Raw genomic sequence first — 24,902 nt, 5'->3', positions numbered from 1 at the left:
CTAGCCGATCAGCCCTGCGCCCATGTTGATCGCCAAACCCAGGATTGCAGTGTTGAACAGGAAGCCGATCACCGAGTGCGCCAGTACCACCTTGCGCATCGGACGCGAGGCAACTTCCACGTCGGAGGTCTGCACCGCCACGCTGAGGGTGAACGAGAAGTAGAGGAAGTCCCAGTAGTCCGGGTTTTTCTCGCCCTCGGGAAAGCGCAGCACCGGCTCCGTCGCGTCGGCCGAATAGAACTGGCGGGCGTAGTGCATGGTGAAGATGGTGCCGATGAGAAACCAGGAGCCCAGCACCGTGCTGGCGGTGACGGCGTAGCGAACGACCCGCTCACTGCCGTTGGCGTGCCCGGCTGTGGCCAGTTCGACGATGATGGCGCCGAGGCTGGCGACAGCGGCAACGGTAACCAGGACCAGCACGGCCTCGGCGTTCTCGTCCTCGATCTCGGCCAGCCGGCGCACGTCCGCTGGTGCCGCGCGCAGGGCCAGCCAGCCGATCAGCAGCACGTAGAGCCAGGCCATGCAGTTCCAGCCCAGCAGCACGCGGGGCATGGGCGCCAGCGGGTAGCTTGCCAGCGCCACCAGGGCGCCGACGATCACCGAGGCGACCAGTCGCGGATGGGTGCGCAGCAGCGCGCGGTTCAGGCGCAACATGCGCTGCGGTCCAGTTCGGCAGCGGCCAGGTGCGCCACGGCCAGGTCGCTGTCGGCGGCCATGCCGTCATCAAGGAACCAGGCGGCGGAGAGTCCGGCAAAAGCCAGCACCCACTCCAGCAGGCGACGCCGGTCGACGCGCGCGTGCTCGACGATCACATCCAGCTGACGCAGGAAACGCGTGCGCTCGCGGGAGGTAGGCAGGTCCGGGTTGCACAGCAGATTGGCGTAGTCGAACAGGCGCTCGCCATGCAGACGCTTGGGATCGATGGCCCGCCAGCCGCGTTCGCCGAAATCGAGGATGTTGTCGTGGTGAATATCGCCATGCAGCACGCACTGGTCATGCTCGCTGGCCAACAGGGCCTCGGCGGTCTCCAGGCAGCGCGGAAACAGCTCGCCATAGCGCACGGCGGCAGGCGCGAGATCGCGGAACCACTCGCGCAGGCCGATCACCTCCGGCAGGGGCTTTTCCCGAGGCTGATGCAGCTTGCGCACCACATCGCAGACGATGCGGCTGGCCTCGTCGTCCTCGCCGTTCAGCGCCATGTGCATCAGCGACTGCGAGCCCTCGGCGCGCTCCATGAGGATAGTGTCGCCGTCGTAGGCGTAGACCAGCGCCGCGCCGTCGCCGTCCCACCAGTCGAGCACCTTCGAGCCCAGGCGTTCGTCGATGTCCAGGGCGCGTTTGAGCATGGCTGAGCGCCCCTGCCAGCGAACCGGCAGCAGGTGGCTGCTCGGCGTGATGATCGGCTCGCCCTCGGCGCGGAGGCGCCACAGGGAGAAGACGTGCTGGAAATCCACAGGCACAGGAGCGGGAAGCGGCATGGAAAGGTTCCGGTCGTGATCTGACAGGAGCCTAGCACGGCCGCAGGCCGGGTCAGTCGGCGGAAGGCTTCAGGCGCTGGGCGAACTCGTCGAGCTGTTTCTGCTCGTACTTGTCGGCGGCCAGGCGCGCTTCCTCGCGGTAGCGCTCCACCAGCTTGCGCAAGCCTTCGAGGCGCGCGTACTTCTCCTGCCAGATCACCCGCGCCTTGCCCATGTTGGCCTCGTGGAAAGCCACCGAGCGATTCTGCTGCTCGACGGCGCCTTCGAGCTGGGACAGGAAGCGCTGGTAGTTGATCAGCCACTGGCCGCTGACGCCCTGCTGGCCGTTGGTGATCCATTGCTGCTGGTAGTCGTAGCGGTAGCGCTCGAGCTCGGCGAGCTTGCGCTGCGCCTGCTGCAACTGGCCCTGCATCTGGCCGAGCTGGCGCGCGGCCTCGCGCTCGGCCTTGAGCGCCATGTCCACCACCGGCGCGAGGCGTTCGGCGCGGCGGTTCATGGGTAAGCCCTCTGCCGTGCGCCCCTCTCCCCAACCATCTCCCTAAAGGGAGAGGGAGCGAAAAGCTCGGCGCAGGAGATCATGCTCATCAGCCAGCCTTGCCGCTGACGACCGCATCCAGCAGCAGGCGGCTGTCGTCAAGGTTCTGGCTCTCGTCCAGGGCCTGACGGAGGAACTGGCGCATGATCGGGAAGCGCTGGATAGCCAGGTCGGTCTCCGGATCGCCGCCGGCCACATAGGCCCCGACGCTGATCAGGTCGCGGCTCTGCTGGTAGCGCGACCAGAGCTGCTTGAAGCGCTGCGCATCGCGCATGTGTTCAGGCGTGGTGACCTGCGGCATCACCCGGCTGATGGAAGCCTCGATGTCGATGGCCGGGTAATGGCCTTCCTCGGCCAGCCGGCGCGACAGCACGAAGTGACCATCGAGTACGCCCCGCGCGGCATCGGCGATCGGGTCCTGCTGGTCGTCGCCTTCGCTGAGCACGGTGTAGAAAGCGGTGATCGAACCGCCGCCCTTCTCGCCATTGCCGGCACGCTCGACCAGGCGCGGCAGCTTGGCGAACACTGACGGCGGATAACCCTTGGTCGCCGGCGGCTCGCCGATGGCCAGCGCGATCTCCCGCTGGGCCTGGGCGTAACGGGTCAGGGAATCCATCAGCAACAGGACGTTCTTGCCCTTGTCGCGGAAGTACTCGGCAATCCGGGTGCAGTACTGCGCGGCGCGCAGGCGCATCAGTGGCGCGTCGTCCGCCGGGGAGGCGACCACCACGGAACGCTTGAGGCCCTCCTCGCCAAGGATGTGCTCGATGAATTCCTTCACCTCACGACCCCGCTCGCCGATCAGCCCGACCACGATGATGTCGGCCTTGGTGAAGCGGGTCATCATGCCCAGCAGCACGGACTTACCCACGCCGGTACCGGCGAACAGGCCCAGACGCTGGCCACGGCCGACGGTGAGCAGGGAGTTGATCGAGCGGATGCCGACGTCCATCGGCTCGTGGATCGGGTCGCGCGCCAGCGGGTTGATGATCGGGCCGTCCATCGGCACCCAGTCCTCGGCGCGCATGCCGCCCTTGCCATCCAGCGCGCGGCCGACGCCGTCGAGCACGCGGCCGAGCATGGACATGCCCATGGGCAGCCGACCGGAGTCCGGCAGCGGCACCACGCGGGCACCAGGGGCGATGCCGACGAGGCTGCCCACCGGCATGAGGTAGACCTTGCTGCCGGCGAAGCCCATGACCTCGGCTTCCACCTGCACCGGGTGATAGCCGCCGTCGTTGATCACCTGGCAGCGACTACCGACGGCGGCCTGCAGGCCCTCGGCCTCCAGCGTCAGGCCGACCATGCGCAGCAGGCGGCCTTCTACCACCGGCTGGGTCGGCAGGCTCACAGCGTCGCTGTAGCCCTGCAGGCGGCGGGCGAAGCTGACGCGATCAAGACGCATCGGTGCCGCCCTGATCGGCTTCTAGATTCACGTGCAGGTCTGGCTCCAGGGCGTGGGTCGCCTGGTCGCGCTGCTGCTCGAAGAGCTGCTTCACGGCCTGGGCCAGGCGCGTTTCGACAGTGGCGTCGATGCGCGAATGTTCGGTCTCGATGCGGCAGCCGCCGGGCAGCAGGCCGTCGTCCTCGATGATCTTCCAGCTTTCCTCGTGGCGATCGCGCAAGGCCTTCACCAGTTCGAAGTCCTGCGGATTGACCTGGATGCGGATGTTGCTGGCGCCCATCGGCAGCAGCTTGAGCGCCTCGCGCAGCACCAGGCGAATCTGGCTGGAATCGGTGGCCAGCTCGCGCTGCACCACCTGGCGCACCACGTGGGTCACCAGGTTGAGCATGCCCTGTTCGAGCATCTGGTCCTGTTCGGCAATGGGCTCGAGCAGGTGCGACATCAGGGTTTCGAGATTCTGCAGGCGCGGTTGCAGCGCCGCGTCGGCTTCCTGACGCGCCTTGATCTGGCCGGCGTGGAAGCCGTCCTTTTCGCCAGTGGAGAAGCCCTCGTTGTAGGCCTCCTGGCGAATCGCCTCGAGCTCGTCGAGCGTCAGCGGCTTGACCTCTTCCTCGGGCACCTCTTCGATCTGCGGCGGCTCCTCGACTACCGGCTCGGGTTCGGGCTCGGGTTCCGGGGCCGGCCGCGCCGGGTCGAAGCTGGGCAGCGACCAGCGGTCGAAGCCCGCCACGTCGCGCGCGCGGATCAGCTCGCTGAGTTTGTCTTCGTCTTTGGCCGGCGGTACCACGTCAGATCATCTCCTCGCCGCCCTTGCCACCCAGCACGATTTCGCCGGACTCGGCCATACGGCGGGCGATGGTGAGGATTTCCTTCTGCGCGCCTTCCACTTCGCTGACGCGCACCGGGCCCTTGGCCTCCAGGTCGTCGCGCAGCAGTTCGGCGGCACGCTTGGACATGTTGCGGAAGATCTTCTCGCGGATCGCCTCGTCCGAGCCCTTGAGGGCCAGCACCAGCACGTCCGAGGACACCTCGCGCAGCAGTGCCTGGATACCACGGTCGTCGACATCGGCGAGGTTGTCGAAGACGAACATCAGGTCTTCGATCTGGCCCGACAGGTCCTCGTCGACTTCGCGGATGGCGTCCATCAGCGCGCCTTCGACCGAGCTGTCGAGGTAGTTCATGATGTCCGCCGCGCGCTTCACGCCGCCCATGGTGGTACGGGTGGAGTTGGCGTTGCCGGCGAACTGCTTCTCCAGGATCAGGTTCAGTTCCTTGAGCGCGGACGGCTGCACGGTGTTGAGCGAGGACACGCGCAGGATGATGTCCAGGCGCACCTTGTGGTCGAAGTGGCTGAGCACTTCGCCGGCCTGGTCCGGGTCGAGGTAGGCGACCACGATGGCCTGGATCTGCGGGTGCTCGTAGCGGATCACGTCGGCCACCGCGCGCGGCTCCATCCACTTCAGGCTGTCCAGGCCGCTGGTGTTGCCGCCCAGCAGGATACGGTCGATGAGGTTGTTCGCCTTGTCCTCGCCCAGGGCCTGGGTGAGCATCTTGCGGATGTAGCTGTCGGCGCCGACGCCCAGGCTGGTCTGGTCGCCGACGATCTCGACGAACTCGCCCATCACCTGCTCGACCTGCTCGCGGTGCACGTTGCGCATCTGCGCCATGGCCACGCCGACCTTCTGCACTTCCTTCGGGCCCATGTGGCGCAGCACCTGCGCGGCATCGGTCTCACCCAGGGAGAGCAGGAGGATGGCGGCCTTGTCGACCTTGTTCAGTTTGGCGCTCATGCGGGCTTCACTCATCGGAATTGATCCAGTCCTTCACTACCTGGGCAACGCGCCCCGGGTCCTGGGCGACCAGTGTCTTGATCGCATTCAATTGTGCATCGTACCCCTCGGACGGGCTGGGCAGCAGGATGCTGGCCGGGCCACCGAGGCTCACGCGGTCTTCGGACAGTTCGCCCTCCAGACCGCCCAACTCGCCCAGGCCACCTTCGCCTGCGGCGCCACCGGCCACCAGGGCCTTGCTCTTGTTGCCCGACAGGTTGTTCAGCACCGGGCGCAGGACGCCCAGCACCAGCACCAGGATGAAGACGATGCCCAGCACTTGCTTGACCACGTCCCAGAACCAGGGCTGCGAGTAGAACGGCGGCGAGACGATCTCGTCACCCAGTTCCGGGGCGAACGGTGCGTTGATCACGCTGACGCTGTCGCCACGGCTGGCGTCATAGCCTACCGCGTCCTGCACCAGGCGGGTGAAGCGTCCCAGCTCGTCGGCGGTCCAGGGCTGGTGGCTGACTTCGCCGGTTTTGGGATCGGCGATCATGCGGTCATCCAGCACTACCGCGACGGAAAGCCGGCGCAGGCGACCCTGCTGCTGCTTGGTGTAGCTCACCGAGCGATCCAGCTCATAGTTGCGGGTGTTCTGCTGACGCTTGTCGGTCGGGTACGGCGCGAGCTCCGGCTTGCCGGTCTTCGGGTCGATGATCGGCTGGCCGTTGGCGTCCTTCAGCGGCTGGCCCGGTGCGACGAAGTCCGCCGGCTTGTTCTGCGCAGTAGTCTGCGGTGCGCTGGCCGGGCCCGGAGGCTGGTTCGACAGCGCACCCGGCACGCCCTGCGGGCCGTTGCTGTTCTGGCGTTCCTCGTTGTTGCTCTGCTCGCTGCGCAGGGCCGGCTGGTCCGGGTTGAACGACTCCGAGGTGGATTCCACCGCGCTGAAATCGACGTCGGCGGAGACCTCGGCCTTGTAACGGCCGTTGCCCAGCACCGGCGCCAGGATGCTGTGCACACGCTGGGTGAAGTTGGTTTCCATGCGCCGGGTGAAATCGAACTGCTTGCCGGCCATGGTCAGCTCGGAAAGCTCCTGCTGGTCGGACAGCAGGTTGCCCTTCTGGTCGACCACGGTGACCTGGGATTTATCCAGTTCCGGCACGCTGGTGGCGACCAGGTTGACGATCGCAAGCACCTGGCTCGGCTCCAGGGTGCGGCCCGGGTACAGCTCGACCAGCACGGAGGCGCTGGGCTTGCGGTCGTCACGGACGAATACCGAGCTCTTGGGGATCGCCAGGTGCACGCGGGCGGCCTTGACGTTGTTCAGGCTGGAGACGGTGCGCGCCAGCTCGCCTTCCAGGCCGCGACGGTAATTGGTCGCTTCCATGAACTGGCTGGTGCCCAGCGCCTGCTCCTTGTCGAGGATCTCGAAGCCGACGTTGTTGTCGGTCGGCGCCAGGCCTGCGCCAGCAACTTTCATGCGCGCGCGGCCCAGGTCATCGGCCTTCACCAGCAGCGCGCCGGAGTTGGGTTCGATCTTGTAGCCGATGTCGGCAGCGGTCAGCGCCTCGACCACCTTGTTGGCGTCGACGCCGTTGAGGCTGCCATAGAGCGGCTTGTAGTCCGGCTGCTGCGACCACAGGACCATGCCGAAGCCGATGGCGATGCTCGCGGCGAGGCCGACCAGCAGGCCGACCTGGCGCAGTACCGGCATGTCCGCGAGGTTCTCGAGGAAAGTCAGGCCGAGCAGCGGTTTTTTCGGCGCGTCGGCACCAACCTTGGCCGGAACCTGACTGTCAACAACGGAGGCTTGGGACATTACCTACGATCCTCGCCGCTCAAACCGGCATCTGCATGATGTCCTGGTACGCCTGCACGAGCTTGTTGCGTACCTGGGTCATCGCCTGGAAAGAAACACTGGCCTTCTGGGAAGCGATCATCACCTGCGTGAGATCAACACCGCTCTGCCCCATCTCGAAAGCGTTCGCCATGTCGGAGGCGACCTGTTGGGTACCGTTCACCTTGTCCACGGCCTGCCCGAGCATCTGCGAGAAGCTTGGCGCCCCCGGCTCGGCCGGTGCGGCCTGCGTCTTCGCCTTGGCCATGGCCTCCATTTGCATGGAGCGCATTTCCAGCAGCAGACGATTGAACTCGATACCCTGACTCATCACTTACCCCTCCGACTGGCCGCGGTTTTTTGACACTGCGCGGCGCTTTGCAGAGGTGATTGCAACTTGGGTGCCAGGTTTTCGGAACGTAGGAAAAATGCGGAAGACAGCTCTGGAGTGGGGATTTCGGGCCTTCTGATCCGGCGCTTCTGACTGAGCGCCTGGCGTGGGAGGAAAAGCCCCCCCAGCCCTCTCCCTGAGGGAGAGGGGGCAGATCGGAGTGCCTGGAAGATATGGCAATCAGCCGAGAACTCCAGAACTAGAGCCCTGGAGCATCGGCGCAAGCGACAGCCCCTCACCCCAACCCTCTCCCAGAGGGAGAGGGGGCAGATCGGAGTGCCTGGCAAATATGGCAATCAGCCGAGAACTACAGAACTAGAGCCCTGGAACACTGGCGCAAGCGACAGCCCCTCACCCCAGCCCTCTCCCAGAGGGAGAGGGGGCAGATCGGCGTGGGCGAGGAGATCGGCGGTCAGCCGGGCACGCTATCGCAACAGAAAAAACGCCAGACATCCAGCAGGCAGAGGACAGCCCCCTCTCCCTCCGGGAGAGGGCTGGGGTGAGGGCAATCAGCCTGCGCCGGTCTCGACCATCAACCGCAGCGCCTCCAACACAACGTCAGTCCGCAGCAGAACGTCATGGTTCCAGAATCGAACCACCCGACCCCCCTGCCCCACCAGCCAGGCATCACGCTCAGCGTCACGAGCAGACTCCAGATGCTGTCCACCATCAAGCTCCACCGCCAACTGCAACTCGTGGCAGTAGAAATCCAACACGTAAATACCGCACGGCACCTGACGCCGAAACTTCAAACCGAGGAATCTGCGATCCCGCAGATACCCCCACAACCAGGACTCAGCGTCGGTTTGCCGTCGCCGCAACTGCCGCGCGAACTCCACCTCATCCACGGGTCTCTCCTCCTGTCGATCAATCTGGAAGAAAGCTCAGCGATTCTCTTGAGGAGTGCAGCCGGGCGCGGCGTCAACATGCCAGCGAAAAAGCCGAGTCCAACCAAGAAAAGGCCCGCACGAATGCGGGCCAAGAGGGGTTGTCTGTCAGTGGCTCAACTGGCGTAGAGGTAAGCCTCCACATCCATCCCGGCGTCACGCATCTGCGCAAGCTTGTAACGCAGGGTGCGCGGGCTGATGCCCAGGCGCTCGGCGGCCTCCTTGCGGCGGCCGCGCTCGCTGCGCAGGGTGTCGATGATCATCTGGAACTCGCGGCGCTTGAGGTCTTCACCCAGTTGCCCGGCTTCGGCGGCAGGCGACGGAATTTCGACGCTGGCCGGAACCGCAGGGGCAACGGACGCCGGAACAGCTGCCAGCACCGGGCGCGGAGCCAGGCCGATGGGCGCGGTCAGGCACAGGTCGGCGGCCTGCACCTGGCCGCCCTGCTGCAGGATCAGCGAGCGCTGGATGGCGTTATCCAGCTCTCGCACATTTCCCGGCCAGGGATGCGCCAGCAAAGCGGCGCGGGCGTCGTCGGCCAGGGTTACCGGGGAGTGATTCATCTTGCGCGCATACTTGGCCAGCAGGCGTTCGGCCAGCGGCAGGATATCGGCGGGACGTTCGCGCAGCGGGCGCCAAGCCAGCGGGAATACCGACAGGCGATAGTAGAGGTCTTCGCGGAAACGCCCGGCAGCCACTTCACCCAGCAGGTCGCGGTTGGTGGTGGCGAGCACACGGATGTCGAGGCTGATCGGCTTGCGCGCACCGACGCGCTCCACTTCACGCTCCTGCAGCACGCGGAGCAGCTTGGCCTGCAGCGCCAGCGGCATCTCCGAGATTTCGTCGAGCAGGATGGTGCCGCCGTCGGCCAATTCGAACTTGCCCGGCTGGGCAGCGATGGCGCCGGTGAAGGCGCCCTTCTCGTGGCCGAACAAGGTGGCCTCGAGCATGTTGTCCGGAATCGCCGCGCAGTTGATCGCGACGAAGGGTTTGCCGACACGCGGCGATTGCTGATGGATGTACTGCGCCAGGACTTCCTTGCCGGTACCGGACTCGCCGGAAATCAGCACGGTGGAATCGCTGCGCGCGACACGGGCCGCCAGCTCCAGCAATTGCTGGCTGGCCGGTTCCAGCGCCACCGGGCCTTCGCCAACGCTGCTGGGAACGGCACCCAGCGCATGGCGGGCGACCAGCTCCAGCAGCGCCCGCGGCTCGAACGGTTTGACCAGGTAATCCGCAGCCCCCTGGCGCATGGCGTCCACAGCGCGGTCAACGGCGCCGTAGGCCGTCATCAGCAGGACCGGCAGTTGCGGGTAGCGCTTGCGGATCAGGCCAAGCAGTTGATGCCCGTCCATGCCCGGCATGTTCACATCGCTGATCACCAGGCTGAAGCTGTCCTTCTCCAGCGCCGGGAGAGCAGCCTCGGCACAATCGACGGCGACGAAGTCGTGCCCACCGAGCGACAGGGTATCGGAGAGGGCTTCACGAAGGGCGCGGTCGTCTTCGACCAGCAGGACTTTGGCGGCCATGGAATTCACTCCTCGTGGACGACGGGTTGAGCCAGGATCAGCGGCAGAATCAGGGTGGCGCAGGTACCAACACCGGGGCGCGAGCGCAGGCGCAGCTCGCCCTGGTGGGCCTTGGTGACGGCTTTGACCACGGCCAGGCCGAGGCCGGTGCCGGTGGTCTTGGTGGTGAAGAACGGCTCGCCCAGGCGTGCCAGGGTTTCCGCGCTCATGCCCGGGCCGTTGTCGCTGATGGACAGGCGCAGGCTGTTGTCTCGCGGGTACAGGTGCACCTTCAGGCGTACATCGCGGCCGGCAGCCTGGATGGCGTTCTCCACCAGGTTGAGCACGGTGCCGACCAGAGTGTCGCGGTTGCACAACAGCTCGCCGGCGCGGGCGTCGCACTGCCAGCGCAGGTTCAGGCCGGTCACATGGGATTCAGCCGCAGCGCGCAGGCTGCTGAACAACTGATTGGGCGTGAGGCGATCCGGCAATGGCAGCTCGCCGCGGGCGAACACCAGCATGTCGCGCACTTGGCTTTCCAGCTCATGCAGGCGCTCCTTGATACGGCCGGCAAAACGCTGTTGCTGCTCGACCGGCAGTTCGCCTTCGTTCAGGTGACCGGCATAGAGCATGGCCGCGGACAGCGGGGTACGAATCTGATGAGCCAGGGAAGCGACCATGCGCCCGAGGGCGGACAGGCGTTCGTGGCGGGCAAGCTGGTCCTGCAGGCGACGGGTTTCCGTCAGGTCATTGAGCAGAATGAGCTGGCCGGGTTCGCCGTTCAACGGGCGGATGGCGATGGACACACGGCGACCATCGCGCAGGGAAACTTCGTGGCCGTCGTCGGCACGCGGGGCGAAGCTGCGGGCAATGACTTCACGCCAGAGCATGCCCACCAGCGGTTTCCCGAGCAGCGCGACCGCCACCGGATTGGCGTCGCGCACCACGCCCTGGCCGTCGATCATGATGACGCCGCCGGGCAGCACGTCTAGCAGGCTCTGCAGGCGATTGGCCTGGCGCTCCTTCTCCGCCAGCTCCTGCATGCGCTGCGCGCTGACCAGGGCCAGTTCGCCCTTCAGCTCGGTGACGCGGGCTTCCAGCAAGCTGTAGGACTGGTTGAGCTGGCTCGACATTTGGCTGAACAGCTCGAAAGTCTGTTCCAGATGAGCGCGGCTCTGCTGCTCCACCGGCACCTGCAATTGTTCTGCTGGCAGTGTGGGAGCAAGTTCAGTCTGGCGATTGGTGGCGGGCATCATGCGGGTTTTCCTCATCCGTCCGACGGCGTGAATCTGTCGGTCGGATGAGTCTTAGCAAACCCCGTGCCTAAAATTTACTCGTTGTATATCAATGACTTGAAAAAACGAGTACGGCGAAGGCGTCAATCCTCCGCCATTTCCTCTTCGCGGCGGCTCATGCCGTACTTGCGCATTTTCTCCACCAGGGTGGTGCGGCGGATGCGCAAGCGTTCGGCCGCACGGGCGACTACACCGCTGGCGTCGTCCAGCGCCTGTTGGATCAACCCCTGTTCGAGGTTGGCGAGGTAATCCTTCAGGTCGATACCCTCGGCCGGCAGCATGGCAGGCGAGTCGAGGCCCGGCAGCCCGGCGGTGATCGCCGCGCGCTCTTCCAGTTCCTCGCGCAGGCTGGTCGCCAGTTGCTCGTCCTCGTCGTCGACGTGACGGAATTTCTTCGGCAACTCGCCGACGCCGATCACGCCATAGGGATGCATGATTGCCAGGCGCTCGACGAGATTCGCCAGTTCGCGCACGTTGCCCGGCCAGTCATGGCGGCAGAGCGACATGATGGCGGCGGAGTTGAAGCGGATCGAACCGCGCTTTTCGTGTTCCATGCGCGAGATGAGTTCGTTCATCAGCAGCGGGATGTCCTCGACGCGCTCGCGCAGCGGGGCCATCTCGATGGGGAAGACGTTGAGGCGGTAGTACAGGTCTTCGCGGAAGCTGCCTTCCTCGATCATTTTCTCGAGGTTCTTGTGGGTCGCGGCGATGATGCGCACGTCCACGTTCTGCGTCTTGTTGCTGCCCACGCGCTCGAAGGTGCGCTCCTGCAGCACGCGCAGCAGCTTGACCTGCATCGGCAGCGGCATGTCGCCGATCTCGTCGAGGAACAGGGTACCGCCGTTGGCCAACTCAAAGCGCCCGGCACGGGTGGTGATGGCGCCGGTGAAAGCGCCCTTCTCGTGGCCGAACAGTTCGCTTTCCAGCAGCTCCGCCGGGATCGCACCGCAGTTGACGGGAACGAAGGGCGCATCGCGGCGCTTGGAGTGATAGTGCAGGTTGCGCGCGACCACTTCCTTGCCGGTGCCGGACTCGCCAAGGATCAGCACGCTGGCGTCGGTGTCGGCGACCTGCTGCATCATCTGCCGCACCTGCTGGATGGCACGGCTGGTGCCCACCAGGCTGCGGAAGAGGTTCGGCTCGCGCTGACGGCCGCGCTCACGGGCCTGGTCGTACATCTCACGGTAGACCTGGGCGCGGTGCAGGGAGTCGAGCAGCTTGTTGTAGCTGGGCGGCATCTCGAGACTGGCCAGCACGCGACGGCGCAACTCCTCGGGCCACTCGTTGGGCACCGGTTCGCCCATCAGCAGGACCGGCAGGTACTCGTCCCAGGACGCGATCTGCTTGAGCAGCTCCAGCGCCCCGCCCTTGCTCTCCACGGCGCCGACCAATACGCAGAGTACATCGCGGCTGCCATTGGGCAGCGGGTCGACGACCTGGCGCCAGTCACGGCTGCTGCTGGACAGTTGGTCTTCACCCAGGAAGCTGATGATCACCGAAAGGTCCCGGCAACGGTCCTGATTGTCATCGATCACGAGGATTTTCGTTTCGCGCCACATCTTAGCTTGTCATCCCGGGCTTGAAGGCCGTACTACGGCGGCTGACACGACCTGGCCACAGCACAATTTCCTCGTGCTAGCCAGCATTTGGCCACTAGTTAAGTCAAAATTGTGGCTCGAGTCAAATTTATGGCGTGTTTTTTTTGGTGCAGCCCGACGAAGGGTGTTGATCCCTGTCATGGCAATTGAAATGGAGCGTAGTTCGAAGCGGAGGCGGCGGCCACCGGCACCTGGCCGATCACCGCCGAAAGAGAGCCGATCCGGACGGATCAGCCAAACATCTGGTAAACCTTGGCACCCTGGTGCGAACGGTTGACGCGGACGATCTCGGTCGCCACTTCTTCACGCTGGCGGGTAACCGCCTGGACCAGCTCGCGGTACAGCGCCAGCAGCCCTTCGAGGCTGCGCTTGAGGTCGCTGTCATCGTCCATCGGCTCGACCATGGCGGCGTCGACATGCTCACGACACTGGAGGTCGAGTTGAGCAACAGCTTCCCAGTCTTCCTGGGCCAGCGCCGCGCCCAGTGCAAGGCGGGTCTGTTCGATCTGCTGGACGGCGAGAGTCATGTTCGGTATCTCCTGGCGGGTCGCGATCACGGAGCGATGGCGTCCCAACCTTCCTTGATAGTGCGCAGCAGGCCGGATACTTCGTCGAGAGTTTCGACTTCGTTGCTGCGGTTGGCGTCGCCCAGGCGACGACTCATGTAGTCGTACAGGTTGGCATAGTTTTCCGCCACCTCACCACCGGCTTCGAAGTTCAGCGCTTCGCGCAGGCCAGCAATGATGGCCGTGGCCTTGGCGATCAGCATGCCCTTCTGGGCGAACTGCTCGCGTTCCATCGAACCGCGAGCCTGTGCGATGCGGCTCAGGCCGCCTTCCATCAGCATCTGGATCAGACGGTGGGGAGAGGCGTCGTGCACCTGCGACTGGTTGTTCACGTTCTGGTACTGGCGCAGCGCTGCCGAAGCGTTCATCTGATTTCCCCTTGATTCGCTGAACGATCAAATCGTCGATATTCAAAGTATCGGCGCAAGCGGGAAAAGCTTTAGGCAAAAATCAGCACTGGCGTACGGCTGCACAACGGCGTCGCAGAGCGGCGCGTGCGGCCAAGGAATCAGCTGTCAGAACTGCTGGTCTTGTTCAGCGCGTTGAGGGTGGTCAGTACGCTGGAGCGGGTAGCCTTGAGCTGAGCGACGAGGGTGTCCATGGCGGTGTACTTGGCCATGAGCGTTTCGGTGAGCTTGGTCATCCGGTTGTCCAGCTTGATCTGCTGGTCAGCCAGATCGCTCAGCGTGCCGTTGAGCGCGGACGTGCGCTGATCGAGCAGACCGTTGGTCTGGGTGTAGATATCCAGGCTTTTGCTCATGCGAGAGAGCAGCCCGCCATCACCGGAGAAAAAGCCCTGGACCGAGGCGAAGTTCTTTTCCAGCGCCTTGTCCAGCTTGTCGCTATCGACCTGCAGGGTGCCGTCGTTCTTGGTGGAAATCCCCAACTGCGACAGCAACTTGATGCTGCCGCCATTGCTGGAGCCTCCCACAAGTTGGCTATGCAGCCCGCTGAGCAGGTTGCGGGTCATCGAATCACTGGCCAGGGCAGCCGCAGTGGTAGTCGGGTTGCCGCTGGAGTCGGTGGTGTTGGTGACCTTGGTCAGCGAATTGATGCTGGTGATCAACGCGTTGTAGGCATCGACGAAAGACTGCACCGAGGTCTTCAGGCCATCGGTGTTCTTGTCCACGGTCAGCGTCGACTTGCCTTCGGCCACCAGGCTCAGCTCCACGCCACTGATGGCGCTGGAGATCTTGTTCACCGAGCTGCTCATCTCCAGCCCGTCGATGGTGTAGCTGGCGTTCATCGCGGGTTTGTCGATGTAGCCGCCGCTAGTGGCTGAGGCCTTGGTGCCGGCGCCGTCGATGGCGAGCACCGAGAGGCTGCTGTCGCCGGAGGTGGTGACGCTGATGTCACTGCCGGCACCGGTGACGCTCGAGCCCAGGACCAGACGCGGGCCGGTGGAGTCGGTGATGATGTTGGCGGTGAAGCCGCTGTCCTTGAGCTGGCTGTTGATGCTGTCGCGGATGTCCGACAGGCTGGCGCCAGCCTTGACGCTGATGTTGTAGGTACTGCTGCCCTGCTTGATGGTCAGGCTGCCCGCGCCGAAGGAGGTGGACTTGTCCACATACTGCGTGGCGATCTTGGAGCTGGTCGCCAGGTTCTTCACTTCGATGTTGTAGGTGCCGGCGGAGGCGCCGGTGCCCAGCGCAGCGGTGAGCGCATCGGCATTGGAGCTCTTCACGGCCAGGCCGGCGAAGGCGGTGGAATCGGTACCGTTGAGCTTGCCCAGGGCGGTCTGGAAGGTGGACAAGGCGCTCTTGAGCGAACCGATACCGGACAGCGTGGTATTGGTGGTGCTCTTCTGGGTGCTGATCTGGTTCGACTTCGGCGCCTTCTGCGCATTCACCAGAGCGGTCACGATGGAGTCGATGTCGTATCCCGACCCTACACCGTTGATCGAAGTCCCGGCCATTTGCCTACCCTCCTGTCCAAATTTCTGGCGGTTTTCTGATTACCGCCGGCGTCTTGTGACGCTTCATTCAAGAATCGCGCCAGAGCCTTATAAGGACTCAGGCGCGTTCACTGAACAGCAGATTACCCGCTTCCTTCAGGCTTTCTGCCAACTTGAGCGCAACTTCCGAAGGAATCTGCCGGATCACTTCACCGGTATCGGAGGCCACGACCTTCACGACAGTTTCGCCGCTGGCATCGTCCACCGAGAATTCCAGGTTGCGTTGCACCGACTGGGCCTGTTCGCGCAGCCGGCTGACGGCTTCGTTCAGGCTGCGAGCCTTGCTGGCCGGCGATTCCTTGGCGCTCTGCGGCAAGCTGTTGCCGCTGACCGGCTTGCTGCCTGCGACGGCGCTGTCGACCGGACGCGAGTTGTTGATTCCGAGGCTGGTATCCATCAGGTATTACCCTCCGAATGCAAAACAAGGAAGGGCGCCGGGCGCCCTTCCTTTCCGTTTTTGCCTTGCGGCAACCCCTTACTGGAGCAGCTTCAGGACAGCGGAAGGCAGCTGGTTGGCCTGGGCCAGTACCGCGGTGGCGGCCTGTTGCAGGGTCTGCTGCTTGGTCATCTCCGCGGTTTCTGCGGCGAAGTCCACGTCCTGGATGGTGCTGCGTGCAGCGGTGGCGTTCTCGGACACGTTCTGCAGGTTCGAGATGGTGCTGTCCAGACGGTTCTGGATGGCACCCAGCGAGGAACGCTGGCTGTCGATCTGCTTCAGGGCGGCGTCGATCACCTGGGTAGCCGATTGGGCGCCTTTGGCGGTCGCGATGTCCAGCGCCTGGATGGTGGAGTTGGAGGTGACCACAGCGTGCGCACTGCCGGCGCCGGTGCCCACACCTGCGGTGAAGTCCTTGCCGGAAGTCAGCGAGATGGAAGTGGTGGTGCCGCCGCTGCCAGCCGCGCCAGCTACTGCCGCTACGCCGCTGATGTTGGTGTTGATCGCCGAGACGATGTCGTTGGCGCTGGCGCCCTTGGCGTAGCTGACCTGGGTACCGTTGACGGTGATCGAGCCAGCGGTAGCTGCAACGCCACCCGTGCCGGAAAGCACGGTGGACAGGTCCAGGCTGGCGGAAGCCAGTTGCGAGGAGCCTTTCAGCGCGGTGGCACTCATGTCGCTCAGGGTGAAGCTGACGGTTTCGTTGGCGTTGGCGCCGACCTGGAAGGTCAGGGTGCCGTTGGTGCCGGCGGTGCCGTCGAGCAGCTTGATACCGGAAGTACCGCCACCGAAGGTGGTGGTCTTGGAAATACGGGTCAGTTCAGCGGTCAGCGACTTGAACTCCTGGTTCAGCGAGGTCTGGTCTTCGCTGCTGTTGGAGCCGTTGGCGGACTGCAGGGACAGTTCACGCATACGCTGCAGGATGTTGGTGGACTCTTGCAGAGCACCTTCGGCAGCCTGGGCGATGGAGTTGGCGTCCTGGGCGTTCTTCACGGCTACGTTCAGGCCGTTGACCTGACTGGTCAGACGGTTGGAAATCTGCGAGCCGGCGGCGTCGTCCTTGGCGCTGTTGATACGCAGGCCGGTGGACAGACGGGTCATCGAAGTGTTCAGGTTGTTGGCGGCCTTGGTCAGGTTCTTTTGAACCGACAGCGAGGCGATGTTGGTGTTGACGGTAAGAGCCATGACGAATTCCTCGTGTTAGGGCTAAGTGGCCTCCCTGCCCGATTGATTCGAAATGGCGTGGAGAACCTTCGTTAGGGTTATCGTCCCAAGTCGGATGGGCTTTAACTTTTTTTTCGAATTTTCTTCAGATGGGTCTGTAGGGCACGGCTGGCCTCGTTCTTGCAAAGCCCCCTCGCACGCGCCAAAGCTCCGTCACACGCAGGCCCTACATGTCCCAACACAAGCTTCAATCCGAGATTCAGCGCCTGAGCCAGGCACTGCAGATTGCCGAAGATCGTGAAGATCGCGGCGAGCAGATCCGCTTATATGAAGCTCTAGCGACGCTGGCGCCGAACACGCCGATGGTTCACGCCAAGATCGCCCGCCTGCACCTCGAACTGCAGGACCCGCAATCGGCGGAGCCCTGGGCCGAGCGCGCGCTGGATATGACCACCGATCCCAAGGTCGATGAAGAGCTGCTCGACACGATGCGAACTCATCGGCTGTTCATCAAGAACCTTGAGCGCGCCGAGCGCTGGTACCAGGCCTCGCCGAGCCTGCCGCGCATGGCGCTGTATGGCGCCGCACTGAGCCTGCGCAAGCGCTTCGATGAAGCCGAGGCTCTTTATACGAAAGCGCTGGAGAAACCACTGGAGCCCTGGCAACAGAGCAGCCTCCTCGGTCTGCTGGGCACGCTGTACTTCGAGTGCGGCCGCTACCATGACAGCGTCGCCTGCCACCAGCTGACGGTGGAACTGACCCCCAACTACTATTACGGCCCGTTCAACCTCGCCCTGTCCCTGGAACAGGTTGGCCGGTATCAGGAGGCCTATCGCCTCTATGAACAGATGCTGCAGAAAGCGCCGGAGCATTCGGGCACGCACAACAACCTGTCGCTGCTGCAACTGCGCTTCAAGCAGTTCGACGTGGCGTGGGTCAACTACGAAGCACGCTGGAAGACTTCGCTGAAGGAACACCACCAGGAGTTCAACACGCCGCGCTGGCGTGGCGAGCCGCTGGAGGGCAAGACGCTGCTGGTCTGGGCCGAACAGGGCATCGGCGATCATGTGATGTTCGCCAGCATGCTGTCAGACCTGCTCAAGCTGGGCGGCCAGGTGCATGTCGAGACCTATGATCGCCTCTACCCGCTGCTGCACCGCAGCCTGCCAGGCCTTTCCATCATCCAGCGCGAAAGCACCGGCCAGGTTCACAACGGCCAGCGCATGATGCATCGCCAAACCTGGCCGCGCAGCGATTATCAGATTCCCATGGGCAGCCTGGGCGAGTTCCTGCGCCCTACCCTGGCCTCCTTCGCTGGTCCGCGCGCCTTCCTCCAGGCTGACCCGCAGCAGGTGCAGGCCAAGCGCGCCGAGTACCAGCAACTGTTCCCCGGCAAACGCCTGGTGGGCATTTCCTGGCGCGGCGGCACCGACACCGCCAACGACATGCAGAGCCGTCGCATCGAGATGCAGGAGCTGGCGCAACTGGCGAAGCTGGAGAACGTGCAGCTCATCAACCTGCAGTACGGCAATACCGCGCCCGAGCGCGCCGAGGCCGAAAGCCTGGGCCTGCACATTCACCACGACGCGAACGTCGATCCGCTCAAGGATATGGACTCCCAGGCTGCGCAACTCTGCGCGCTGGACGCCGTGCTGAGCATCGACAACACCACCGTCCACCTGGCCGGCGCGCTGGGCGTGCCGACCTTCGTGCTGCTCCAGCTCAACCCGAATTGGCGCTGGGCTGTCGATGACGCGACCAGCTACTGGTACCCGTCCGTACAACTGATCCGCAACCGCGAGCTGGGCCGCTGGGGTGAAGCCCTGGACCAGGCGGTGCAACGCATGCAAGGCAGCGGCGTGATATGAGCGCTATCGCCGCAACGACGTATCAACCGGCCCGCTCGCGCGGCGCCTGTCAATCCTGATCGCCAGCGACTCCGCCTGGAGGAGAACCACCGTGTCCCAACCTTTTGAAGCCCGCACTGCCCAGGCCCAGCAACTGCTCCAGAGCGGCCAGCGCGAAGCCGCCGTCACCGCCTTGCGCGAGCTGCATGGCGAGCGTCCCGACGACCTGCCGGTGCGCCTGAGCCTGGCCATCGCCTTGGGTGAGCTGGGCAAGCACAACGACGAAGCCCTGGAACACCTGCTGCACATCCAACGCAGCGTGCCGGACAACGCTGCGGTGAACAGCCTGCTCGGCCGCCTGCTGGTTCGCCTGCATCGCTACGACGAAGCCCACCCGTACCTGCACCTGGCCGTGCAGTTGGACGCGGAAGACTTCGAAGCGCGCAACACTCTGGCGACCCTGGCGCTGTTCCAGGGCCACCTGGAAGAGGCCTACCACTGGCTGGCCAGCCTCTCCACTTACGAGAAGCGCGCCGACACCGCCGACCTGCTCGCTCAGCTGGAAATGCTCCAGGGCATGCGCCAGGCCGAGGCCAGCAGCTTCTTCGGCAAGGCCCGTGTCTTCGCTCGCTCGAGCAACGCCGCCACCGCCGGCGGCCCGCCCGGCGCCAAGGCAATCATGGAGCAGAACCCTGGCCAGCGTGACGACCTGCTGGCAGTCACCGGCTGGCAGCGTATCGAGTCCGGCACCCTGAACCTGCAGGCGCTGTTCGATCCGAAGGAACTGGTGCAGAAGATCGCCCCGCTGTTCTTCGAGTCCGGCAATGGCATCGTTTACCCCGCGCCGTACGAGCACGTGCCCTACATCCGCATGGGCTATTTCTACTACCAAGGCTTCCTGCAGTTCGAAGGCCGCCACGCGCCGGTGCTGATCCGCCGTGCTGCCGTGCCGTCCTCGCCGGATGTGCTGGAAGTCTGGGCCGAGCACAACCTGCGCGAACAACTGAACCTGGTGGATGGCAACGATGTGCTCTGCTACCTGCGCAGCCCAGAAGCCGCGCCGGAAGACAGCCAATGGCGCGACTGCAAGCTGGATGTGCATGAGAACTTCTTCTCTCAGTCCCAGGTATTCGGTGCCAACAAGGAGCTGTACCAGGGTCACGAAGGCTGGGACCTGCCCGGTGCGCGCCCGACGCTGTTCCGCATGGAGCGCTATGCGCTGGAAAAATGGCTCTCGCCCACCGACCGCGTGCTGGACATCGGCTGCAACATCGGCTGCTTCGGTATCGAAGTGGCACAGAAAGTCGGCAGCTACCTCGGCTTCGACAACAACGACTCGCTGATCCGCATTGCCGAGCGCCTGGCGCAATACCATAGGGTGAAGAACTGCGAATTCCGCACCTGCACTTACGAAGACCTGCGCGCCAGCGAACCGGATCTGTTCGACGTGATCTTCTCCTTCGCCGTGCATGTGTGGATCGGCAAGCCGATGCCCGACTATGTTGCCGACCTGAAAAACCTGCTCAAGCCTGGCGGCATCGTGGTCATCGAGAGCAACGACCTGAAGATGAACGACACCAAGTTCTTCGCCAACGTGCGGCACTTCTACGAGCAGGGCTTCTTCCTGCTGTACCAGGGCCAACTGCTGGACGACAAGGTCCACCACCGTGGCTTCTGCGTGTTCAAGCGACTGGACTGACAGATCGCAGCAACAACAAAGCCCGGCCAATGCCGGGCTTTTTCTTTGGCTTTTCGTAGGAGCGAGCTTGCTCGCGAACAAGTTTCACTGCAAATCCGGGTTCGCGAGCAAGCTCGCTCCTACAGGATTGCCCCCCCGCAAACTGTTCCCCGCCGGGAAGAAAAAGCCTCCGCAAGGGAGGCTTTCTCTTGTCGATCAGAAACCCATCAGTTGGCGATGACGAACGTCTCGCTGGCCTGCCAGCCGTTGCCGCTCCATTGCGGGAAGCCGGTGGCCTGGCGCCATGCAGTGGAGCAGATCAGGCAAGTGGTCACGTTGGGGAATTCAGGCGTGATGCAATCGACCATGCCCTTCCACCACAGCGGCTGGCGCACCGTGATGTGGGCATTCTCGCCGTTGGGCAGCAGCGCCTGCGCCGGATAGCAGGCGACGTTGAGGATTACCAGCCGGTCTGCACACGAATAGATGTCACGCAGAACCTTGGGCACGTCGGCGACGAAGATGTGTTCGAGCACGTCGAAGGACACCACGCAGTCGACTTTCCGACGCTCATCGATACCGCGCGCCGGCTCGTAGCGGTAGGCCGATTCGAGATTGAAGTACTGCACCGCCGACTGGCCGTTGTCGTCAAAGCCGGGCATGTTCCAGTCCGAACCGCCGCAGCCGTAGTCCAGCACGTTGCGAATGGCATGGTTCTGCAGGATCTCGCGGATCTGCGGGCGGAATGGGCGCAACTCGAAGTCGCTGAAAGCCACCTCGACGTGCTGCTCATCGCTGCGGTCGTAGCCTTCGCGGGCCATCTGCCCGTACATCTCGATCAACTGGCGGCCTTTGGAACTGAAGTCGATATCGCCCATATGCGTGTCTTCCGAAATGAGTGCCCGCCGTTACCGGCGGGCTGGATGAATCAGAGTTTGTTGAACAGGCTGAGCTGGCTGATCCGCGCGAACGCGGCCTGAGCCGCTTCGAGCATGGTCTGCTGCAGGACCAGCTGAGAAGTCGCGGCGGCCATGTCGGTGTCACGGATCGACGACTGCGTGGTGGTATTGGTCAGCGCCAGGCTCTGGTTTTCCTGGGTGAGCACATCGATGGTGTTGAGTCGCGCGCCAATCGACGACTGGGTCGCAAGCACTTGGTCGCTTGCCTTGTCCAGGTTGGTGAGTGCGGTGGCCACCATGTTGCGGATGTTCAGCTGCGCCTGCGGGTTGCCTGCGGTGGAGGTATTCAGTGCGTTGCGCAGGTCGCCGATGGTGTTGAGGATGTTCTGCCGCTCCGGCGAGCTGGCGGTGACGCTGAACTGGTCGCCGGCAGCCGGTGCCGCGCTGATACTCATGTCGACGCCGGCCACGGTCACGGTTTGCGGGAAGGTCGCGCCGAGGGTGCCGGTGGACAGCGGCGAAGCGCCTTGGCTGGTGGGTAGCGCATAAACTTCGTAGGCGGTGGCACTGGTGAACTTGAGCTGCACGCCACTGCTGGGGAACTGCGTGGTATAGGCCGTGCTGTTGCTCACCGAGGCCGAGGTGATCTGCGCCGTCGAGGTGTTGGTGGCGCTGCGCTTGACCGACATGCTTTCCGCCGCCGCGCCGAAGCTGAAGCTGTAGCCGCCTACCAGGGTGTCCATGGTGCTGGCGTCATCGGTCTTCTGCAGCGAGACATCCAGCTGGAACTGCGCGCCACGGAAGTTGATGGCGTTGCTGTCGGTGGACGTGGCGTCGTACACGCCGTTGGTGGTGGCTTCACTGGTAACGTCGTTGCCGTTCTTGTCGAGGATCTGGTACTGCGTCCCATTGAGTACGTTCAGCGTGTACGGCGCACCATTGCGGAAGCTGGCGTTGTAGTTGCTGTCGTTGGTGACGTTGCCCTGGGACAGGAAGGCGCGCTGGATGCCGTCAGCGTTCGGATTGCTCGCCAGCGAGCTGGCGGTCCGGCTGGCGTTGGCCGCCATCTCGAAGATGCTCCAGCCGTTGTCGTTGGTCGACATCGTCAGGTTGTCGGATATCTGCAGCTTGAGGGAACTCTGGTCGCCCTGGTAGCTGAAGCTGCCGTCGGCGTTCTGCACGAAGGGCTGCACGGTGCTTTTGCTGCCGGAGAACAGGTAGTTGCCGCTGGCGTCCTTGCTGTTCATCAGGGTCAGCAGTTGATTCTGGATCTCGCCCAGTTCATCGCTGATGGCGCCGCGGTCCTCGTCAGTCATCGAACCGTCGCCAGCGCGCAGCGTCAGTTCGCGCGCACGCTGCAGGGCGGTGGTGATGGAGTCGAGGACGCTCTGCTCCTGGTTCAGGCTGTTGGTCGCGGACGTCATGTTGCCGCTGTACTGGGTCAGCAGCGCCTGCTGCTGTTCCAGTTGCAGCAGGCGCGCGGCTCCGACAGGGTCGTCGGCCGGGGTCTGGATTCGCGTGCCGCTGGATATCTGCTCCTGCAGCTTGGAGAGACTGGCGTAGCCGCGGTTGTAGTTGTCGATGTTCGAGTTGAAGATCTGCGGGGTGGAAATTCGCACAACCATTTCAGCCTCCTCAGATGTTGTTGATCAGGGTGTCGAAGAGCGTCTGCGCAGTCTTGATGATCTGCGCGGAGGCCGTGTAGTACTGCTGGAACTTCACCAGGTTGGCCGCCTCTTCGTCGAGGTTCACCGCCGACAATGAATCGCGGCTGCCTTGCGCCTGGGTCAGCACCGCCTCGGTGGCAGTGGCGTCGAGCTTGGCCTGGTTGGCCGTGGCGCCGACGGTCTCGGTCAAGCTGCTGTACGCGCCGGTCAAGCTCATGCCGCTGCCGCTGCCCGTGCCGCTGCCGACGGTCTTGGCTGTCTGCAGGTCGATCAGCTTCTGAGCGTTGGTATTGTCGGCATCGCCGTTGCTGTTGAAGGCCACGCCGAAGCTATCGCCGTCCGCTGGATAACCGGCGATGGTGGTCTGGAAGCTGAACGAGGGCGAGCCCGGCACAGTGATGCTGATGTCGTTGCTCTGGCCCGGCACGATATTGCCGGTGCCCAGTGGATTGCCCGCCGAATCGTAGATGGTGTAGCCCTGGGTGCCGCCGCTGGCCGCGTCGAAGACCAGCTTCACCGGTAGCCCGGCCTTGATCGAGGCGCTCAGCGCGGCGCCGTTGCTGGCATCCAGCTTGCTGGTCAGGGTGGTGCCGCTGATGGTGCCGCTGCCTTCATTGCCAGTGGTCGTGCTGGCGACCACCGGCGAGGCGAAGGCCAGGCGGTTGGAGTCAGTCATGGTGACCGAGATGTCCGAAGCTGCGGTGCGCGTCGGGATCACCGTGAAGCGGTCGCCCGCCTGCACGGTGCCAACGCTCTGCTGGCTGATGCTGAAGCCGTCGAACTCCTTGGGCGGGTTGTCGGTCAGGTCGCCCGTGCCCAGCACAGAGCCGTCTGAGGAGCGCTTGATGGTGTAGCCGGTGGCGGAGGTGAAGGTCACCTCGTAGTCACTGGTGGTCAGCGCGCCGCTGTCGGTAATGTTGACGTTGAGGTTGCCGGTGCCGGTGTTATGGGTGTTGGCCAGGCTGCGGTTGCCGATGACGCTGGCATCGTTGATGTCCTTGAACAGCTGCGCGCCGAAGTTGCCGTTCAGGTCCAGGCCCTGGGCGAGCTGGCTGTTGAAGGTGTCGGCGAGGACGATAGCCATGCGCCCCAGTTCGTTCTGGGTGGTATCCAGCACGTCGCTGCGGTAGCGCAGCAGACCGCCCATCTGGCCACCGGCGACCACCGAGGTGACGTCCATGGTCGAGCTGCCGGAACTCAGGCTCAGGCTGAATTGCGACGGGTTGTTGGCGCTCGGGCCGGCGGTCAGGGTGGAGGAATTGGCGCCCACCACCAGCGGCTGGCCGGAGCCCAGGTAAAGGTTGAGGCTGCTGCCCTGCTTGACCACGCTGACGCCGACCATGTCGGAGAGCTGAAGCACCGCCTGGTCGCGCTTGTCCTGCAGGTCGTTGGCGCTGGCGCCACCGGCCTCGGCCGCGATGATTGCCTGGTTGTACTGGGCGATGGTCCTGGCCAGGTCGGTAACCTGTCCGGCCAGGCTGTCCATCTGCGTGTTGACGTAGCTGTTCTGGGTGCCCAGCTGGGTGGAAATCGAGTTGAAGCGCTGCGCCAGGTTCGCGGCCTGCGTCAGCACCAGTTGGCGCGAGGCGGCGTCGGTCGGCGTCGCGGCGGCGGTCTGCAGCGAGGCGAAGAAATTCTGCATCACCTTGGACAGACCGGTAGTGCTGTCGGACAGCAGCGAATCGATCTGGTTGACCTGCGACAGGTAGGTCTGCGCATCGCTGTTCACCGACGTGGAACCGCGCAGCTGGTTGGCCAGGAACTCGCTGTACATCCGGCGGACGTCCTGCACCGTGGTACCGGTACCGACGTAGTACTGCCCTGCGAACTGCTCCGCGGAGGTCACCTGCGACGTCGTCTGGCGGGTATAGCCGGCCGTGTTGACGTTGGTGATGTTGTTGCCGGTGGTGCTCAGCGCCGCTTGCGAGGCATTGAGGCCGGACAGTCCGATGGATAGGAGGCTCATGGTCTTTCCTTAGCGCAGT

22 protein-coding genes are annotated in these 24,902 nt (G+C 64.1%); 2 read left to right on the top strand and 20 right to left on the bottom strand.

What is annotated here, in order from left to right:
• The 17 genes from IB274_RS10940 to IB274_RS10860 all read right to left on the bottom strand — a co-directional run bounded on the left by IB274_RS10940 (position 1) and on the right by IB274_RS10860 (position 16,847).
• The gene (locus IB274_RS10940; RefSeq protein WP_192431941.1) at positions 1-654 is read right to left on the bottom strand and encodes a DUF1345 domain-containing protein; all 654 of its coding nucleotides are present in this window, start codon (positions 652-654) and stop codon (positions 1-3) included.
• On the bottom strand, positions 642-1,478 hold the full coding sequence (locus IB274_RS10935; protein ID WP_192431940.1) for an aminoglycoside phosphotransferase family protein: 837 nt from the start codon (positions 1,476-1,478) through the stop codon (positions 642-644). Before IB274_RS10935 ends, IB274_RS10940 begins: the two co-directional genes overlap by 13 nt.
• 52 nt (positions 1,479-1,530) lie before the next feature.
• Entirely contained in the window at positions 1,531-1,974 is a 444-nt protein-coding gene (gene fliJ, locus IB274_RS10930) for a flagellar export protein FliJ (protein WP_192431939.1), read from the bottom strand.
• Positions 1,975-2,062: 88 nt separating this feature from the next.
• Positions 2,063-3,418, bottom strand: a complete 1,356-nt coding sequence (gene fliI / locus IB274_RS10925) for a flagellar protein export ATPase FliI (protein ID WP_192431938.1) — start codon at positions 3,416-3,418, stop codon at positions 2,063-2,065.
• Complete coding sequence (fliH, locus tag IB274_RS10920; protein ID WP_192431937.1) at positions 3,408-4,205, bottom strand: flagellar assembly protein FliH; 798 nt, start codon at positions 4,203-4,205, stop codon at positions 3,408-3,410. Before fliH ends, fliI begins: the two co-directional genes overlap by 11 nt.
• Position 4,206: 1 nt before the next feature.
• Positions 4,207-5,223: a flagellar motor switch protein FliG gene (fliG, locus tag IB274_RS10915; RefSeq protein ID WP_017520274.1), complete on the bottom strand. Its 1,017-nt coding sequence runs from the start codon at positions 5,221-5,223 to the stop codon at positions 4,207-4,209.
• Complete coding sequence (gene fliF / locus IB274_RS10910; RefSeq protein WP_192431936.1) at positions 5,216-7,009, bottom strand: flagellar basal-body MS-ring/collar protein FliF; 1,794 nt, start codon at positions 7,007-7,009, stop codon at positions 5,216-5,218. Before fliF ends, fliG begins: the two co-directional genes overlap by 8 nt.
• Positions 7,010-7,028: 19 nt before the next feature.
• Positions 7,029-7,358 carry a flagellar hook-basal body complex protein FliE gene (gene fliE, locus IB274_RS10905; RefSeq protein ID WP_138215092.1) on the bottom strand — a complete coding sequence of 110 codons (330 nt, stop codon included), beginning with the start codon at positions 7,356-7,358 and terminating at the stop codon, positions 7,029-7,031.
• A 569-nt stretch (positions 7,359-7,927) separates the two neighbouring features.
• A complete protein-coding gene (locus IB274_RS10900) occupies positions 7,928-8,266 on the bottom strand; it encodes an endonuclease domain-containing protein (protein WP_192431935.1) in 339 nt (112 codons plus the stop codon).
• 155 nt (positions 8,267-8,421) lie between these two features.
• Complete coding sequence (gene fleR, locus IB274_RS10895) at positions 8,422-9,834, bottom strand: sigma-54-dependent response regulator transcription factor FleR (RefSeq protein WP_192431934.1); 1,413 nt, start codon at positions 9,832-9,834, stop codon at positions 8,422-8,424.
• 5 nt (positions 9,835-9,839) lie between these two features.
• Entirely contained in the window at positions 9,840-11,069 is a 1,230-nt protein-coding gene (locus IB274_RS10890) for a sensor histidine kinase (protein ID WP_412548419.1), read from the bottom strand.
• Between the two features lie 122 nt (positions 11,070-11,191).
• Positions 11,192-12,667, bottom strand: coding sequence for a sigma-54 dependent transcriptional regulator (locus IB274_RS10885; protein WP_192431933.1), 1,476 nt, complete (start codon positions 12,665-12,667; stop codon positions 11,192-11,194).
• Between the two features lie 269 nt (positions 12,668-12,936).
• The gene (fliT, locus tag IB274_RS10880; RefSeq protein WP_045212118.1) at positions 12,937-13,233 is read right to left on the bottom strand and encodes a flagellar protein FliT; all 297 of its coding nucleotides are present in this window, start codon (positions 13,231-13,233) and stop codon (positions 12,937-12,939) included.
• A gap of 26 nt (positions 13,234-13,259) precedes the next feature.
• Positions 13,260-13,640 carry a flagellar export chaperone FliS gene (gene fliS / locus IB274_RS10875; protein ID WP_192431932.1) on the bottom strand — a complete coding sequence of 127 codons (381 nt, stop codon included), beginning with the start codon at positions 13,638-13,640 and terminating at the stop codon, positions 13,260-13,262.
• 140 nt (positions 13,641-13,780) lie between these two features.
• Positions 13,781-15,187, bottom strand: a complete 1,407-nt coding sequence (fliD, locus tag IB274_RS10870) for a flagellar filament capping protein FliD (RefSeq protein ID WP_192431931.1) — start codon at positions 15,185-15,187, stop codon at positions 13,781-13,783.
• 97 nt (positions 15,188-15,284) lie between these two features.
• Positions 15,285-15,623, bottom strand: a complete 339-nt coding sequence (locus tag IB274_RS10865; RefSeq protein ID WP_192431930.1) for a flagellar protein FlaG — start codon at positions 15,621-15,623, stop codon at positions 15,285-15,287.
• A gap of 78 nt (positions 15,624-15,701) precedes the next feature.
• Positions 15,702-16,847 carry a flagellin gene (locus tag IB274_RS10860; protein ID WP_024764928.1) on the bottom strand — a complete coding sequence of 382 codons (1,146 nt, stop codon included), beginning with the start codon at positions 16,845-16,847 and terminating at the stop codon, positions 15,702-15,704.
• A 209-nt stretch (positions 16,848-17,056) separates the two neighbouring features.
• On the opposite strand from IB274_RS10860, the gene IB274_RS10855 reads away from it, so the two are divergent.
• Complete coding sequence (locus IB274_RS10855; RefSeq protein WP_192431929.1) at positions 17,057-18,694, top strand: tetratricopeptide repeat-containing glycosyltransferase family protein; 1,638 nt, start codon at positions 17,057-17,059, stop codon at positions 18,692-18,694.
• Between the two features lie 91 nt (positions 18,695-18,785).
• Positions 18,786-20,372: a methyltransferase domain-containing protein gene (locus IB274_RS10850; protein WP_192431928.1), complete on the top strand. Its 1,587-nt coding sequence runs from the start codon at positions 18,786-18,788 to the stop codon at positions 20,370-20,372.
• A 206-nt stretch (positions 20,373-20,578) separates the two neighbouring features.
• Here IB274_RS10850 and IB274_RS10845 read toward each other — a convergent pair whose 3' ends face one another.
• The 3 genes from IB274_RS10845 to flgK are packed head-to-tail and all read right to left on the bottom strand — an operon-like array spanning position 20,579 to position 24,883.
• The gene (locus IB274_RS10845) at positions 20,579-21,229 is read right to left on the bottom strand and encodes a hypothetical protein (protein WP_192431927.1); all 651 of its coding nucleotides are present in this window, start codon (positions 21,227-21,229) and stop codon (positions 20,579-20,581) included.
• A 50-nt stretch (positions 21,230-21,279) separates the two neighbouring features.
• Positions 21,280-22,875 (bottom strand): flagellar hook-associated protein 3, encoded by a 1,596-nt coding sequence (locus IB274_RS10840; protein ID WP_225614805.1) that lies wholly within the window; start codon positions 22,873-22,875, stop codon positions 21,280-21,282.
• Positions 22,876-22,885: 10 nt separating this feature from the next.
• Positions 22,886-24,883, bottom strand: coding sequence for a flagellar hook-associated protein FlgK (gene flgK, locus IB274_RS10835; RefSeq protein ID WP_192431926.1), 1,998 nt, complete (start codon positions 24,881-24,883; stop codon positions 22,886-22,888).
• Positions 24,884-24,902: the final 19 nt, after the last annotated feature.

It is taken from the genome of Pseudomonas sp. PDM18 (genome assembly GCF_014852585.1).
Lineage (GTDB): Bacteria > Pseudomonadota > Gammaproteobacteria > Pseudomonadales > Pseudomonadaceae > Pseudomonas.
This window is presented reverse-complemented; position numbering and strand designations above follow the sequence as displayed.